At 66.4% G+C, this 13,052-nt stretch carries 20 protein-coding genes; 13 read left to right on the top strand and 7 right to left on the bottom strand.

Annotation, left to right across the window (positions count from 1 at the left end):
* Nucleotides 1–276, top strand: a 276-nt coding sequence (locus tag EON91_RS12370; RefSeq protein ID WP_292095213.1) for a beta/gamma crystallin-related protein, incomplete at its 5' end; no start/stop codon positions are given.
* Here the strand turns inward: EON91_RS12370 and EON91_RS12365 are convergent.
* Entirely contained in the window at nucleotides 270–1,247 is a 978-nt protein-coding gene (locus tag EON91_RS12365) for an NAD(P)H-quinone oxidoreductase (protein ID WP_292095209.1), read from the bottom strand. The genes EON91_RS12370 and EON91_RS12365 overlap by 7 nt on opposite strands.
* Nucleotides 1,248–1,328: 81 nt before the next feature.
* On the opposite strand from EON91_RS12365, the gene EON91_RS12360 reads away from it, so the two are divergent.
* The 4 genes from EON91_RS12360 (at nucleotide 1,329) to EON91_RS12345 (ending at nucleotide 3,861) form a co-directional block, all read left to right on the top strand.
* Nucleotides 1,329–1,535, top strand: coding sequence for a DUF1192 family protein (locus EON91_RS12360; RefSeq protein WP_292095207.1), 207 nt, complete (start codon nucleotides 1,329–1,331; stop codon nucleotides 1,533–1,535).
* A gap of 112 nt (nucleotides 1,536–1,647) precedes the next feature.
* Nucleotides 1,648–2,166, top strand: coding sequence for a DUF1465 family protein (locus EON91_RS12355; protein ID WP_292095215.1), 519 nt, complete (start codon nucleotides 1,648–1,650; stop codon nucleotides 2,164–2,166).
* Between the two features lie 99 nt (nucleotides 2,167–2,265).
* Nucleotides 2,266–2,571, top strand: a complete 306-nt coding sequence (locus EON91_RS12350; RefSeq protein ID WP_292095205.1) for an SCP2 sterol-binding domain-containing protein — start codon at nucleotides 2,266–2,268, stop codon at nucleotides 2,569–2,571.
* Nucleotides 2,572–2,652: 81 nt separating this feature from the next.
* The gene (locus EON91_RS12345; protein WP_292095203.1) at nucleotides 2,653–3,861 is read left to right on the top strand and encodes an acyl-CoA dehydrogenase family protein; all 1,209 of its coding nucleotides are present in this window, start codon (nucleotides 2,653–2,655) and stop codon (nucleotides 3,859–3,861) included.
* 49 nt (nucleotides 3,862–3,910) lie between these two features.
* Here EON91_RS12345 and EON91_RS12340 read toward each other — a convergent pair whose 3' ends face one another.
* Nucleotides 3,911–4,114 carry a hypothetical protein gene (locus tag EON91_RS12340; RefSeq protein ID WP_292095199.1) on the bottom strand — a complete coding sequence of 68 codons (204 nt, stop codon included), beginning with the start codon at nucleotides 4,112–4,114 and terminating at the stop codon, nucleotides 3,911–3,913.
* Nucleotides 4,115–4,245: 131 nt separating this feature from the next.
* Between EON91_RS12340 and EON91_RS12335 the strand changes: the two genes are divergently transcribed.
* Complete coding sequence (locus EON91_RS12335) at nucleotides 4,246–4,428, top strand: hypothetical protein (RefSeq protein ID WP_292095197.1); 183 nt, start codon at nucleotides 4,246–4,248, stop codon at nucleotides 4,426–4,428.
* Here EON91_RS12335 and EON91_RS12330 read toward each other — a convergent pair.
* Nucleotides 4,416–4,931, bottom strand: coding sequence for a sigma-70 family RNA polymerase sigma factor (locus tag EON91_RS12330; RefSeq protein WP_292095194.1), 516 nt, complete (start codon nucleotides 4,929–4,931; stop codon nucleotides 4,416–4,418). The two genes, EON91_RS12335 and EON91_RS12330, sit on opposite strands and share 13 nt — an antisense overlap.
* Nucleotides 4,932–5,245: 314 nt before the next feature.
* Here EON91_RS12330 and egtB point away from each other — a divergent pair, with 314 nt between their 5' ends.
* Both egtB and egtD read left to right on the top strand, forming a co-directional pair.
* Nucleotides 5,246–6,379, top strand: a complete 1,134-nt coding sequence (gene egtB / locus EON91_RS12325; protein WP_292095193.1) for an ergothioneine biosynthesis protein EgtB — start codon at nucleotides 5,246–5,248, stop codon at nucleotides 6,377–6,379.
* 23 nt (nucleotides 6,380–6,402) lie between these two features.
* Nucleotides 6,403–7,338, top strand: coding sequence for an L-histidine N(alpha)-methyltransferase (egtD, locus tag EON91_RS12320; protein WP_292095191.1), 936 nt, complete (start codon nucleotides 6,403–6,405; stop codon nucleotides 7,336–7,338).
* A gap of 79 nt (nucleotides 7,339–7,417) precedes the next feature.
* On the opposite strand, the gene EON91_RS12315 is transcribed toward egtD, so the two are convergent.
* On the bottom strand, nucleotides 7,418–7,651 hold the full coding sequence (locus EON91_RS12315) for a general stress protein (RefSeq protein ID WP_292095190.1): 234 nt from the start codon (nucleotides 7,649–7,651) through the stop codon (nucleotides 7,418–7,420).
* A gap of 115 nt (nucleotides 7,652–7,766) precedes the next feature.
* Nucleotides 7,767–7,931 carry a hypothetical protein gene (locus EON91_RS12310; protein WP_292095187.1) on the bottom strand — a complete coding sequence of 55 codons (165 nt, stop codon included), beginning with the start codon at nucleotides 7,929–7,931 and terminating at the stop codon, nucleotides 7,767–7,769.
* Between the two features lie 140 nt (nucleotides 7,932–8,071).
* Between EON91_RS12310 and EON91_RS12305 the strand changes: the two genes are divergently transcribed.
* Nucleotides 8,072–8,359: a DUF883 C-terminal domain-containing protein gene (locus tag EON91_RS12305; protein WP_292095185.1), complete on the top strand. Its 288-nt coding sequence runs from the start codon at nucleotides 8,072–8,074 to the stop codon at nucleotides 8,357–8,359.
* A 4-nt stretch (nucleotides 8,360–8,363) separates the two neighbouring features.
* Here EON91_RS12305 and EON91_RS12300 read toward each other — a convergent pair whose 3' ends face one another.
* On the bottom strand, nucleotides 8,364–9,065 hold the full coding sequence (locus EON91_RS12300; RefSeq protein WP_292095182.1) for an MBL fold metallo-hydrolase: 702 nt from the start codon (nucleotides 9,063–9,065) through the stop codon (nucleotides 8,364–8,366).
* A gap of 180 nt (nucleotides 9,066–9,245) precedes the next feature.
* Here EON91_RS12300 and tig point away from each other — a divergent pair, with 180 nt between their 5' ends.
* From tig to EON91_RS12285, 3 genes are all read left to right on the top strand, one after another.
* Nucleotides 9,246–10,589 carry a trigger factor gene (gene tig / locus EON91_RS12295; RefSeq protein ID WP_292095180.1) on the top strand — a complete coding sequence of 448 codons (1,344 nt, stop codon included), beginning with the start codon at nucleotides 9,246–9,248 and terminating at the stop codon, nucleotides 10,587–10,589.
* 168 nt (nucleotides 10,590–10,757) lie between these two features.
* Nucleotides 10,758–11,399 (top strand): ATP-dependent Clp protease proteolytic subunit, encoded by a 642-nt coding sequence (locus EON91_RS12290; RefSeq protein WP_292095178.1) that lies wholly within the window; start codon nucleotides 10,758–10,760, stop codon nucleotides 11,397–11,399.
* A gap of 93 nt (nucleotides 11,400–11,492) precedes the next feature.
* Entirely contained in the window at nucleotides 11,493–11,810 is a 318-nt protein-coding gene (locus tag EON91_RS12285) for a hypothetical protein (protein ID WP_292095175.1), read from the top strand.
* A gap of 4 nt (nucleotides 11,811–11,814) precedes the next feature.
* Here the strand turns inward: EON91_RS12285 and EON91_RS12280 are convergent, their stop codons facing one another.
* The gene (locus EON91_RS12280; protein WP_292095173.1) at nucleotides 11,815–12,474 is read right to left on the bottom strand and encodes an HAD-IB family hydrolase; all 660 of its coding nucleotides are present in this window, start codon (nucleotides 12,472–12,474) and stop codon (nucleotides 11,815–11,817) included.
* A 186-nt stretch (nucleotides 12,475–12,660) separates the two neighbouring features.
* On the opposite strand from EON91_RS12280, the gene EON91_RS12275 reads away from it, so the two are divergent.
* The coding region (locus tag EON91_RS12275) for a ClpX C4-type zinc finger protein (RefSeq protein ID WP_292095170.1) at nucleotides 12,661–13,052 on the top strand (392 nt) is incomplete at its 3' end.

Below are 13,052 nucleotides of genomic sequence, written 5' to 3'. Positions count from 1 at the left end.
GGCGGCTGGGGCCGTCAGTCCATCACCGTCTATCGCGACTCCCAGTTCCGGGGCGACTCGCGGACCTTTGACGGCGAAGTCGAAAGCCTGAGCCCGTCCGGTTTCAACGATGTCGTCAGCTCCATCCGCCTGCGCGGCGTCTGGGAGGTCTGCGAGCACTCCTTCTATCGCGGGCGCTGCCAGATCATCGACGGCGATGTGGCCAGCGTCAGCCAGTTCGGCCTGAACGACCGTATCTCGTCGCTGCGCCCGGTGCGCCGCGGCGGCCGCTACTGATCGACCGTCAGGACGATCTTGCCGACGTGCTCGCCCGCCTCCAGCCGGAGGTGGGCGAGGGCGGCCTGATCCAGCGGGAAGGTCGCCTCGACACGCGGGCGCACGGCCCCGGATGCGACCCAGGGCCAGACGGTCGCCTCGACCGCCGCCGCCAGCCGCGCCTTTTCATCCGCCGGGCGTGACCGCAGGGTCGATCCGGTCAGCACGATCCGTTTCAGCATCAGCCGCGCCAGGTCGATCTCGGCCCGCGCCCCGGTCAGGGTGGCGATAACCACCCATCGCCCGCCCGCCTTCAGCGCCCGCTGGTTCAGATCGGCGTAGGCGGCGCCGACCATGTCCAGCACCACATCGGCCCCGCCCGCGGCCTTGATCGCTTCGTCCAGGTCGTCGGTGGTCGCGTCCAGGCTGATAGCGGCGCCCAGGGCCTTTGCCGCCTGGGCCTTGGTCGCCCCGCGCGAAGTGGCGATGACGCGGGCGCCCGCCGCCTTGGCCATCTGGATCGCCGTGACGCCGATCCCGCTGGTGGCGCCGTGGATCAGCAGGGTCTCGCCGGCCTTCAGCCCGCCCGCCTCGAACACATTGGTGAAGACGGTGAAGATCGTCTCGGGCAGGGCCGCCGCCTCGACATCGCTCAGACTGTCCGGCACCGGCAGCACATGGCGCGCATCGACCACGGCCAGCTCGGCATAGCCCCCGCCGCCCAGCAGGGCGCAGACCCGGTCGCCCACGGTCCAGCGCGTAACGTCATCGCCAACGGCGGCGATCCGGCCCGCCACCTCCAGCCCCAGAATATCCGGCGCGCCCGGCGGCGGCGGATATTTCCCCTCGCGCTGCACCAGATCGGGACGGTTCACCCCTGCGGCGGCCACACGGATCACGACCTGTCCCGGACCGGGCGCCGGATCGGGCCTTTCAGTCAGTTTCAGGGCCTGGGCAGGGCCGGCGCCGCCCTCGATTTCGATAACGCGCATTCGTCCGTCTCCGTCGCCTGCCATCGCCAGCGTTCGGGGCTTCTGATAAGGTTCTGCCGGGCCGTGGCCAAGGAGGGGCTGATGACGTTTGACGAATCCGAACCCCGGCTGGCCCGCGGCGCCTCGCTGATCGCCGCCGCGCGCGAGGATCTGGATGTCTTCTCGGTCGAGGATCTGGAGGACCGCATCCAGCAACTGGACGCCGAGATCGCCCGCGCCCGCGCCGCCATAGAGTCCAAGCGTTCGCGCAAGGACGCGGCGGACGCCCTGTTCAGTTTCCGATCATGAGCTGTGGCATGATCCGTGGCATGACGGTTGCACCGCAGATGGCGACGGCGCCATTTCGCGCCGCCAGCGACCTGGAGCCGCGCGCCTTTTCATGATGACGCCCGATATGATGATGGCCAGCGACGATCTGCTCGACCCGACGGCGCCTGGCCGGTCGCGCCCCATGGTCGTGCGTGACTTCGCGCGATCCGAACTGTTCGACCGCACTTTTTCCGAAGGCATGGAGCTGGTCGAGGAGACCGCCGCCTATCTGGATGGGGACGGCCGTCGTGAATCCAAGCTGCTGTCGCGCGCCACGGCCCTGGCCTATGCGGCCGAGAGCATGAAGCTGACGACCCGTCTGATGCAGATCGCGTCGTGGTTGCTGGTCCAGCGCGCCGTGCGCGAAGGCGACATGGAGCCAGAGGCCGCGTGCGAGCCGCGCTATCGCCTGAAGGCCCGCACCCCTGAGGCGACGCCCAGCCATCCGGATCTGCCGATCGCCCTGGTCGAATATCTGGTCCGCGCGGAAAAGCTGCATGACCGGGTGCTGTATCTGGATCGCCGAATGTATCTGGACGCGCCGGTCGAGACCCAGATCAATCCGGTGCTCAGCCAGATGGGGCGGCTGGAAGCGGCCTTCCGTATCTGATCGCGGCGAATAAGCCGCGGCTCTTTCCCTTGCGTGATCTTGGCGCCGCCCGGCGGGCGGGTTAGGCCAACGGATCAACTTCGTCTGGGAGAGACGCACATGGCCGATCTGGCATCCGTCACCGATAAAATTCGCGCCGCCGTGGGCGACAACTCGGGCCTGGGCAAGACGCTCAAGCTGGACTTGGGCGACACGGGCAAGATCTACATCGACGGCGCCTCGGTGCCGAACACCGTGACCAACGAGGACAAGCCCGCCGACGCCACCATCAAGCTGGCCTGGGACGACTTCATCGCCCTGGCCGAAGGTCGCCTGGACCCGATGATGGCCTTCATGCAAGGCAAGCTGAAGATCGACGGCGACATGATGCTGGCGCAAAAGCTGGCCCCGCTGCTGAAGGGCTGATGCGCCCGAGGATGACAGTCTGACGTTTCGCGGCGCGGCCTCTGTGGGGCCGCGCCGTTTTGCTTTCTAAGGGACAAGGCGATGGATTTCCGACCCAGCGAACGGGGCGAACACTGGCGCGAGCGCGTGCGCCGTTTCATGGACGAGCGGGTGCTGCCGCGCTCGGCCGACTACTGGGCCGAGGTCCGGGCGAACCCCAAGGTCCAGCCGCCGACCATGGAGGCGCTAAAGGCCGAGGCGCGCGAGGCGGGCCTGTGGAACATGTTCCTGCCGGGCGAACACGGCGCGGGCCTGACCAATCTGGAATACGCGCCGCTGGCCGAACTGATGGGCCGGGCCCTTTGGGCGGCCGAGGTGTTCAACTGCAACGCGCCTGACACCGGCAATATGGAAGTCCTGCACATGTACGGCGACGCCGCACAGCAGGACCGCTGGCTGAAGCCGCTGATGGCGGGTGAAATCCGATCGGCCTTCCTGATGACCGAGCCGGGCGTGGCGTCCTCGGACGCGACCAATATCGAGACCAGCATCCGCCGTGACGGCGATCACTATGTCATCAACGGCCGCAAATGGTGGTCAACCAACATGGCCCACCCGAACGTCAAGGTGGCCATCGTCATGGGCAAGACGGACCCCGACGCCTCGGTCCACACCCAGCAGAGCCAGATCCTTGTGCCGCTGGATACGCCGGGCGTCCGTGTCGAGCGGATGCTGTCGGTGTTCGGTTATGACGAGGTTCCGATCGGTCACGCCGAGGTGGCGCTGGAGAACGTCCGCGTCCCGGTCGAGAACCTGATCGCGGGCGAGGGGCGAGGCTTCGAGATCGCCCAGGGCCGTCTGGGGCCGGGCCGCATTCACCACTGCATGCGCGTGATCGGGGCGGCCGAGCGGGCACTGGAACTGATGTGCGAGCGGCTGCTGAGCCGCACCGCCTTCCGCAAGACCCTGGCCGAGCATTCGGTGTGGGAGCAGCGCGTCGCCGACGCCCGCACCAATATCGAAATGTGCCGCCTGCTGGTCCTCAAGGCCGCCTGGATGATGGACGAGGTCGGGGCCAAGACCGCCAAGTCCGAGATCGCCCAGATCAAGGTCGCGGCGCCGCGCATGGCGCTGCAGATCATCGACGACGCCATCCAGGCGTTCGGCGGGGCCGGCGTGTCCGGCGACACCCCGCTGGCCGAGATGTACGCCACGGTCCGCACCCTGCGTATCGCCGACGGGCCGGACGAGGTTCACAACCGCACCATCGCCCGCTTGGAATACGGCAAGCACGGCGGGCGTCGCGCCTGACAGAAAATCGGCCCCGGTTCGCGCCGGGGCCGTCTTGGTCTCGTGGGCGTCAGATCAGGTCCTTGTCCCTGTGTTTGCGACCTTCGCCGCCGTTGGTGATATCGCCGACGATATGATTGGCGGCCGGCGTATGGTGGGCATCAGTGCGGGGGCGGAGGTGAAACCAGTCATCGCGGTGCGCGTCTGCACTCGAATCTGTAGCGCGCTGTGGATCGTGCTCGTTCGGGGGGCGGGGGCGGAACGGATTGTTCATGGCGGTCTCTCCTTGGTGGGGGCGTGAAAAAAACCGCCCGTCTTTCCGAATGTTCCGCCAGCCTCGAAACTGTGAAACGCCTTGAGGCGACAGCAAAGCCTGACGTAGCCTGCGCGAGTCGGGGGACGCGAATGGGTTCTGAAAAACCGAAGACCGATGACGCCGCAGACACGGACGGCGCGGGGGATGTCGATGCCCTGATGAAGGCTGCGTGGGATCGGCGGCAGGTCGAGCCCATCCCGTCATCGCTGATCGATCATGTGGAGCGGTTGATCACGGACGAGCCGGGCGACGCCGACGATCAGACGCCCTGATCGCGATCAACGTCCAGCAACAGGGCCAGGCGGTTCCGCGCGCGATTGACCCGGCTCTTGATCGTGCCGACGGCGCAGCCGGCGATCTGGGCCGCCTCTTCGTAGGACAGGCCGGCGGCGCCGACCAGAACGATGGCCTCGCGGTGCTCGGGCGGTAGCTGGTTCAGGGCGGTGCGCAGCGAACCCAGCGCCATCGTCCAGTCCTGACTGGCCTCGGTGGTCAGGCCGGCGGCGTGATGGCCGTCCTCGTCCGCCACCTCGCGCCGTCGCTTGACCACGGCGCTATACCAGGTGTTGCGCAGGATGGTGAACAGCCAGGCGCGAAGGTTGCTGCCCGGCTCGAACCGGTTGCGGTGGGTCCAGGCCTTGGTCAGCGTGTCCTGGACCAGGTCATCGGCGTCCGAACTGTTGCGGCATAGCGACCAGGCGAAGGCTCGCAGCGATGGAATCTGGGGCAGGACAGCCTCGCGCCAATGGGCTGACCCGACAATTCCTGTCGCCACGCACGGGGCGCCCTTCGCAGGAGACTGGTCGTTGGCCGAGGACGCACCGGCGTCTGTCATGTCGACGGAAAGCCTTGAGATGGGTGGGGGCGACGCCACGCCCGTGCGTTTTCGAAACGCGGGCTCCGGGGGTCCGTTCCGCCATCCCGGACAGCGAATTTCCGGAACCTGCAGTCCTGCAAAGCGTTGCCGGAAAAGGAGCTTTTCCCTGCATGCAGTCTTTTGTCGGCGCCCGATCCCTCCCGTCCGAAACCGCCTGGCGGGAACAGGATAACGCCGCTCTAAGCGATAGGTATCGCCGGGTTCGAGGTTCCATGCCTGCTCTGGCCCAAGGTCTTTCGCCCGAGGATCTGGCGGCACAGGCCATGCCGGACGCCAGCCCTGGCAAATGGCATCTGGCGCACACAAGCTGGTTCTTCGAGGCGATGGTTCTGGCCAGGCAACCCAACTACGCGCCCGTGGATGACCGTTTGCAGACCCTGTTCAACTCCTACTACGACAGTCTGGGACAGCGGGTAGCGCGTGAGGCGCGGGGGCTGATGACCCGCCCCTCGCTGGACGAATGCCTGGCCTATCGCTGCGAGATCGACGCGCGCATGATCCGGCTGCTGGACGCGGGCGGACTGGATGAGGCGACGACCGGCCTGATCGAACTGGGCCTGCACCACGACCAGCAACATCAGGAGCTGTTCCTGATGGACCTTCTGTCGCTGTTCGCATTGTCCCCGCTGGAGCCCGCCGCCTATGCGGTCGAGCCCCGCTACGGCCCTGCAGAGACGGGCGCAGACGGCGTTCAGGCCTTCGACAGCGTGCTGGCGAGTATCGGCGCCAGTGGTGACGACTTCGCCTTTGACAATGAGCGCCCCGGCCACAGGGTCTGGCTGGAGCCTTTCCGTCTGGCGCGCGATCTGGTGTGTAACCGCGACTGGATCCGCTTCATCGAGGATGGCGGCTATCAACGTCCCGAACTGTGGCTGTCGGATGGCTGGGCGCGGGTGCAGGCAGACGATTGGCGCGCCCCCCTGTACTGGAGGGCGGAAGGCGACGGCTGGACGCGGTTCGGTCTGACGGGGCGGGCGCCGGTCGATCCGGCGGCGCCCGTGCGCCATGTCAGCTTTTACGAGGCTGACGCCTTCGCCCGTTGGTCGGGTGCGCGCCTGCCGACCGAGGCGGAATGGGAGCACGCCACCCGCACTGCGCCGGACGCCTTTACCCGTTTATTCGGCGAGGCGTGGCAATGGACCGCCAGCGCCTATGCGCCCTATCCGGGCTTTCGGCCCCTGACCGGCGCGGCGGGTGAATACAACGGAAAATTCATGGCCAACCAGATGGTGCTGCGGGGCGGCAGCTTTGCCACGCCCGAGGGGCATGACCGGATCAGCTATCGCAACTTCTACTATCCGCATCAGCGGTGGGCGTTCGCGGGGGTGCGACTGGCATGGAGCTGATTTCGTCCGAAGGCGCAGTTGCGGTGACCGACGATGCCGAGGTCGCCCGCTTCCGGCGCGATCTGGTCCAGGGCCTGTCGGCGACGCCCAAGACCATCTCGCCCAAATGGTTTTATGACGCCGAAGGCTCGCGCCTGTTCGAGGACATCACCCGCCTGCCGGAATACTATCCGACGCGGCAGGAGGCGGCGCTGCTGCGGCGCCTGGCCCCGACCCTCGCCCAGGCGTTCGGGCCGGATGCGACCCTGGTCGAGTTCGGTTCGGGCGCCAGCGAGAAGACACGCATCCTGCTAGACGCCGCGCACGACCTGGCCGCCTATGTGCCGATCGACATCAGCCCCGACGCGCTGGGCGAGGCGGCGGTGCGGATCGGTCAAACCTATCCGCGGCTGAAGGTGACGCCGCTGGTGGGCGACTTCCTGCATCTGGACCACCTGCCGGACGACATCGGGCAGGGGCGACGGGTCGGCTTCTTCCCGGGTTCGACTATCGGCAACCTGACTCCGGCCGAGGCGATCGAATTCCTGGCCTCGGCCCGGCATCTGCTGGACGAGGGCGCGCTCTTCATCCTGGGGGTCGATCTGGTCAAGGACGCCGCGACTCTGGTGACCGCCTATGATGACGCGGAGGGCGTGACGGCGGCGTTCAACATGAACCTGCTGGTGCGGGCCAATCGCGAACTGGGCGCCGACTTCGATCTGGACGCCTTTGAGCATCGCGCTGTGTGGAATGCGGACCAGTCGCGGATGGAGATGCATCTGGTCGCGACGCGACCGACGACGGTGACGCTGGCCGGCCAGTCGTTCCGCTTTGCCACGGGCGAGACGTTGCACACTGAAAGCTCTCGCAAATTCACCGAGACCTCGGTCCGCGCCATGGCCGATGCGGCCGGCTGGCGCGTGGGCGCTTTCGAAAGGGGGCCCGCGCCATCCGTAGCTCTGGCCCTGCTGCGGGCCTGATCCCGGGCAAGCGAGCCAAAAAAACGGGCGACGGGACCGAAGTCGCGTCGCCCGAGTAAACCCGAGGAGGAAATAGAGGCTAGCGCGCGGGCGGGGGCTGCGAGCCCGGCTCGGTCTTTCGCGAACCGTGGGATGCCTCGCCGCCCTTGCGGCCGGCCTGGGCGGCCAGACTGCGATCCTGCGAGAAGCTGCGCTTTTCGCTGGGCACGCTGGCGCCGCCCTTGCGGGCGATTTCGCGTTGACGCTCGGGGTCCATGGAGGCGAAGCCCCGTTTGGAGACACCCGACGCTCTGGTGGGCTGACCTTCGGCCATTTGAGGGTCCTTTCTCGCTGTCGGTGGCGCTTGTTGAGGTGAACCCGTTGAGTCCTGTGAGGTTCCGGGTGGCGTGACATTTCCGCGTAATGTCCGGGGAGGGCGGGACATGACGTCAAATCCCGTCGTGAGGGCGGGAATCCCCGGGGCCGCCACCGCCCGGCTCCAGCGGCGGCATCTCGGGCGGGGTCTGGTCCGGCGCAACATCCGGATCCGGCGTCTGCGGCGGCTCGATCTCGGGCCCGGGGGCGCCGGAGGGAGTGGGTTCGATATAGGTCATGGGGCGTCTCCTTCCCCCAGCCAACGCACGGGGCGCCGCGACGTTCGATCACGATGCGGACAGGCGCGCGTCAGCGGGCGGAACCGCGCCGAAAGGCGGTGGTTCATGTCCCGACACCATCCCCACAGCCGGAGACGACCATGTCCGAGACCTACGCCGCACAGACCGATCCCCTGGATATCGACGACTCGCTGGATTCGCCGTCGCGCGATCTGGGTCGTCAAGCGGACGCCCTGTTACGCCAAGGGCGGACAGAGGGTCATGCGCCGTCGATCCGCCAGTCGCTGCGATCGGACGCCGAGGCCGGGCGCGCATGGGCCCGGGAGCGCGCGCAGCTTACTCGCGATTCGATACGCGAATCGCCGCGCAAGGCCACGCTTTATGCCGTCGGCGTCGGTATTCTGATGGGCCTGCTGATCGCCCGCTAGGGAATCACGATGGCCCGCTGGCGGGGCCGGCGACGGGCGCGCGGCTCATCGCCTGATCCGAGACGAAGGGATTCGTCCGCCGCTCAGCCCCGAAAGTCGAGGCCGGACCATGGCCCGGCACAAAGGTTACGTCGTCGCCCAGCGGCCACAGCCTGGTCGTGATCGCCGTCAGCAGCGCCTGATGATCGCTGCGCGGAAAATCGGTGCGGCCGATCGACCCCTGGAACAGAACGTCGCCGACCTGGGCGAAGCGCGCCGCGCGGTTGAAGAAGACGACATGGCCGGGCGTGTGACCGGGGCAGTGGAACACCTCCCACGTCGTTTCGCCCAGCGTCACCGTGTCGCCCTGATCCAGCCAGCGGTCGGTGGCGAAGGTGCGGGCATTGGGCAGGCCGTATTTGCGGCCCTGTTCGGGAATCAGGTCGATCCAGAACTGGTCCTCGACCTGGGGGCCGACGATATCGACGCCCGATTTCTCCTTCATCTCGGCCGCGCCGCCCGCATGATCCAGATGGCCGTGAGTGATCCAGATGGCGTCCAGCGTCAGGCCGCGCCGCGTGATCTCGGCCAGGATGGCGTCCACGGAATCGCCGGGATCAATAACCGCGGCCTTCTTGGTCGCGGTGCACCACACCACGGTGCAGTTCTGCTGCAAGGGGGTGACGGGGCTGACGAAGACGCCGATGGGGGAGGCAGGCTGGCTCATGCTGATCACATAGCGAGCGCGGGCCGGTCGCGAAACCGTCGCCTGCGTTGACCTTTCGGGCCCTTCTCGACATAAGGGCGGGCTCCGAGGCGCCGCTCCCGCAAGGGGCGGCCCTTCTTGCTTATTCAATCCCGCGCGCGCCTGCCTTCCGGCTCGCCCCAGAGCGTCAGAATTCCGTCCATGCAAGTCGTCGAAAAGTCGAACGAAGGCCTCAGCCGCGTGATCGCGGTGACCATCCCCGTCGCCGAGCTGAACGTGAAGCTCGACGCCAAGATCAAGGAAGTCGCCCCCCAGATGAAGCTCAAGGGCTTCCGTCCGGGCAAGGTGCCGACCTCCTACGTCAAGAAGACGTTCGGCCGCGATCTGATGGGCGAGATCGTCAACGCGACCCTGAACGAAACCAGCCAGAAGGCGCTGGAAGACGCCAAGATCCGTCCGGCCGCCCCGGCCGAGATGAAGCTGACGTCCGACATGGACAAGGTCATCGCCGGTTCGGAAGACCTGGCCTACGAAATGTCGCTGGAGATCATGCCGGAATTCACCCCGGTCGATCCCAAGACGCTGAAGCTGGACCGCCCGACCTATGAAGCGTCGGACGCCGATCTGGACGAAGCGCTCAAGGAACTGGCCGGTCAGGTCCAGTCGTTCGAGGACAAGAAGGGCAAGACCGTCAAGGCCGCCGAGGGCGACCAGCTGGTCATCGATTTCATCGGCAAGATCGACGGTGAAGCCTTCGAAGGCGGTTCGGCCGAGGACGCCGAACTGGTGATCGGTTCGAACCGCTTCATCCCCGGCTTCGAAGAGCAGCTTAAGGGCGCCAAGGTCGGCGAGGACAAGCTGGTCGAAGTGACCTTCCCCGCCGAGTATCAGGCCGCGCACCTGGCCGGTAAGGCCGCGACCTTCGAGGTCAAGGTCAAGGCGATCAAGGCCCCGGTCGAAGCCGCCATCGACGACGAACTGGCCAAGAAGCTAGGTCTGGAGTCGCTGGACAAGCTCAAGGAAATCCTGACGGGCAACCTGAACCAGCAATACGCCGGCGCGGCCCGCTTCAAGCTGAAGCGCGCCCTGCTGGACCAACTGGACACGGCCCACAGCTTCGACCTGCCGCCCAAGATGGTGGACGCCGAGTTCGAAGGCATCTGGGGCCAGGTCTCGGCCGACAAGGAAGCCGGTCGCCTGCCGGAAGAGGACGCCAAGAAGTCCGAGAAGAAGCTCAAGGAAGAGTACCGCAAGATCGCCGAGCGCCGCGTGCGCCTGGGTCTGGTGCTCGCCGAGATCGGCCGCGCCAACAACGTCGGCGTGACGGATCAGGAACTGTCGAACGCCATCATGGCCGAAGCCCGCAACTACCCGGGCCAGGAGCGTATGGTGCTGGACTTCTATCGCCAGAACCCGAACGCCGCCGCCCAGCTGCGCGCGCCGATCTATGAGGAAAAGGTCGTCGACCTGATCGTCGGCATCGCCACGGTCAAGGACACGCCGATCACCAAGGAAGAGCTGCTGAAGGAAGAAGACGAGGGCTGATCCCCGTCTTTGACCCCCAGGGTTCAAGCCAATCCCCGCTCCGGTCGCCGGAGCGGGGATTTTGCTTTTCGGGTCCCCGCCTTGCGCCAAGGCCCCGCTGACGCGATATCGTAGGGTCAGGGCGCGCGAACGCTGAGTCGCGCGCCATCAGCATCCGAGAAGGCCTGAATGCGCGATCCGATCGAATATATGAACATGAACCTCGTCCCCATGGTGGTGGAGCAATCCAGCCGTGGCGAGCGGGCCTTCGACATCTTCTCGCGCCTGCTGCGCGAGCGGATCATCTTCCTGACCGGTCCGTTCGAGGACGGCATGGCGTCGCTGATCTGCGCCCAGCTGCTGTTCCTGGAATCGGAAAACCCGAAGAAGGAAATCAGCATGTACATCAACAGCCCCGGCGGTCAGGTGACCTCGGCGCTCGCGATCTACGACACCATGCAATACATCAAGTCGCCGGTCTCGACCGTGGTCATGGGCATGGCCGCCTCGGCCGGTTCGCTGATCCTGACGGCGGGTGAGGCGGGCCAGCGGATCGCCCTTCCGAACGCCCGCGTCATGGTGCACCAGCCGTCGGGCGGCTTCCGAGGCACGGCCTCGGACATCGAGCGTCACGCCGAGGACATCATCGCCACCAAGCGCCGCCTGAACGAAATCTATGTCCACCACACCGGCCGGACCTATGAGGAAGTCGAGCGCACCCTGGACCGCGACCACTTCATGACCGCGGAAGAAGCCAAGGCCTGGGGCATCGTCGACCACGTCTATGACAAGCGCACGCAGGCCGACGAGGACGGCGTCAAGACGCTCTGATCGGCGTCAGTTCGAACGTATTCGAGAGGCGGAATCCGGCGACGGATTCCGCCTCTTTCTTTGCGCTGACGGACTTTGTGCTATCAGGCCGTCATGAAGACGCGTGACAACAGCGGGACCATCGAGGTCGAGGGCGAGACCTATCAATGGGACCTGCGCCGCCAGCCCAGACCAACCAGCGGCGGGCGCTGGGAAGGGATCGCGATCACCCTGCGCCACGTGGAATTCAAGCGCGAGGCCATCGTTCAGTTTCCGCCGCCGGTGCGGCCCAACGGTCGGCCGGACGTGGAGCGGCAACTGGTCAACCTTGATCACGTCCGCAACGCCGTCGCAGCGGCCATTGAGGCAGGCTGGGATCCCGCCTCGCGCGGCAAGGCCGTGGTCTTCGACGTGGACGCCGAAGGCCACTGACCCCTCAGGGCCGCCCGTGGAAGACGCGGAAGCCCTTTTCCCCGGCGATGGCGATCATCTCGGTGTCGCCGGATGTGTCGCCATAGGCGGCCGTTAGATGCAGGTCATCGCCATAGGCCGCGCGCAGACGTCGCACCTTCTCCTCGCCCCGGCAGTTGGGGCCGGCGAAGGCGCCGGTGACACGATCGTGACCATCGAACACCAGATGCGTCCCCAACAGGGCCTCCGCGCCCAGGCGACGGGCGAAGGGGGCGACGGTGGTTTCCGGGCTGGCGGTGACGATGACGCGGTGCGCGCCCTTCCGGCCCCATTCCTCCCAGCAGGCCAGAGCGTCGGGGCGCATGAAACCGCTCCACGCCTGTTCTGCAAAGCGTTCGGCGTCGGCCTCCAGCGTCGTCCGCTCCACGCCGCCCAGAAACTCCTTCACCGAGGCGGCCTTGATCCGGCCCCGGTCGCGATCGCGCGCATAGGCGGCCAGCGCCGGCGCCATCTTCACCAGTCCCAGCGCCCAGCCGCCAGGCCCGGCGCGCCAGCGCAGAAAGGCGGTGAAGCTGTCGCGAATCGTCAGCGTGCCGTCGAAATCGAACGCCACGACCGGCGTTCCGGCGGCCGCAGAGGGCGTCGGGGGCTGGCGAACCGCGCCTTTTCTTCCCATGTCAGACATTCGCCGTGATCCCCATCCAGTTTCGACCGTTCACCTGACCGCGATCCCCAAACTCGGGGTTGTGGCGAACGCCTTGATGGGTGATTGTCATTTTTTGAAGACCTTCGCGTCCAAAGTCATGGAATCAACGCGGGGGAAGCGCGTTCCACCTCATCTGGGGCGGAATTGCGGGAGTGAGAAGGGTCGATGACCAAAGCAGCCGGCACAGACGCCAAGAGCACCCTGTATTGCTCCTTCTGCGGCAAGAGCCAGCATGAGGTGCGCAAGCTCATCGCCGGGCCGACCGTATTCATCTGCGATGAATGCGTCGAACTGTGCATGGATATCATCCGCGAAGAGCACAAGATCGCGTTCAAGACGACCAAGGACGGCGTTCCGACGCCCAAGGAGATCCGCGACGTCCTGGACGACTATGTGATCGGCCAGAGCCACGCCAAGAAGGTGCTGAGCGTCGCCGTCCACAACCACTACAAGCGCCTGAACCACGCGACGAAGAACAACGACGTCGAACTGGCCAAGTCGAACATCATGCTGATCGGGCCGACCGGCTCGGGCAAGACGCTGCTGGCCCAGACGCT

It is taken from the genome of Brevundimonas sp. (genome assembly GCF_004210735.1).
Classification (GTDB): domain Bacteria; phylum Pseudomonadota; class Alphaproteobacteria; order Caulobacterales; family Caulobacteraceae; genus Brevundimonas.
Note: the sequence above shows the minus strand (reverse complement) of the source record. Positions and strands in the feature narration are given on the sequence as shown.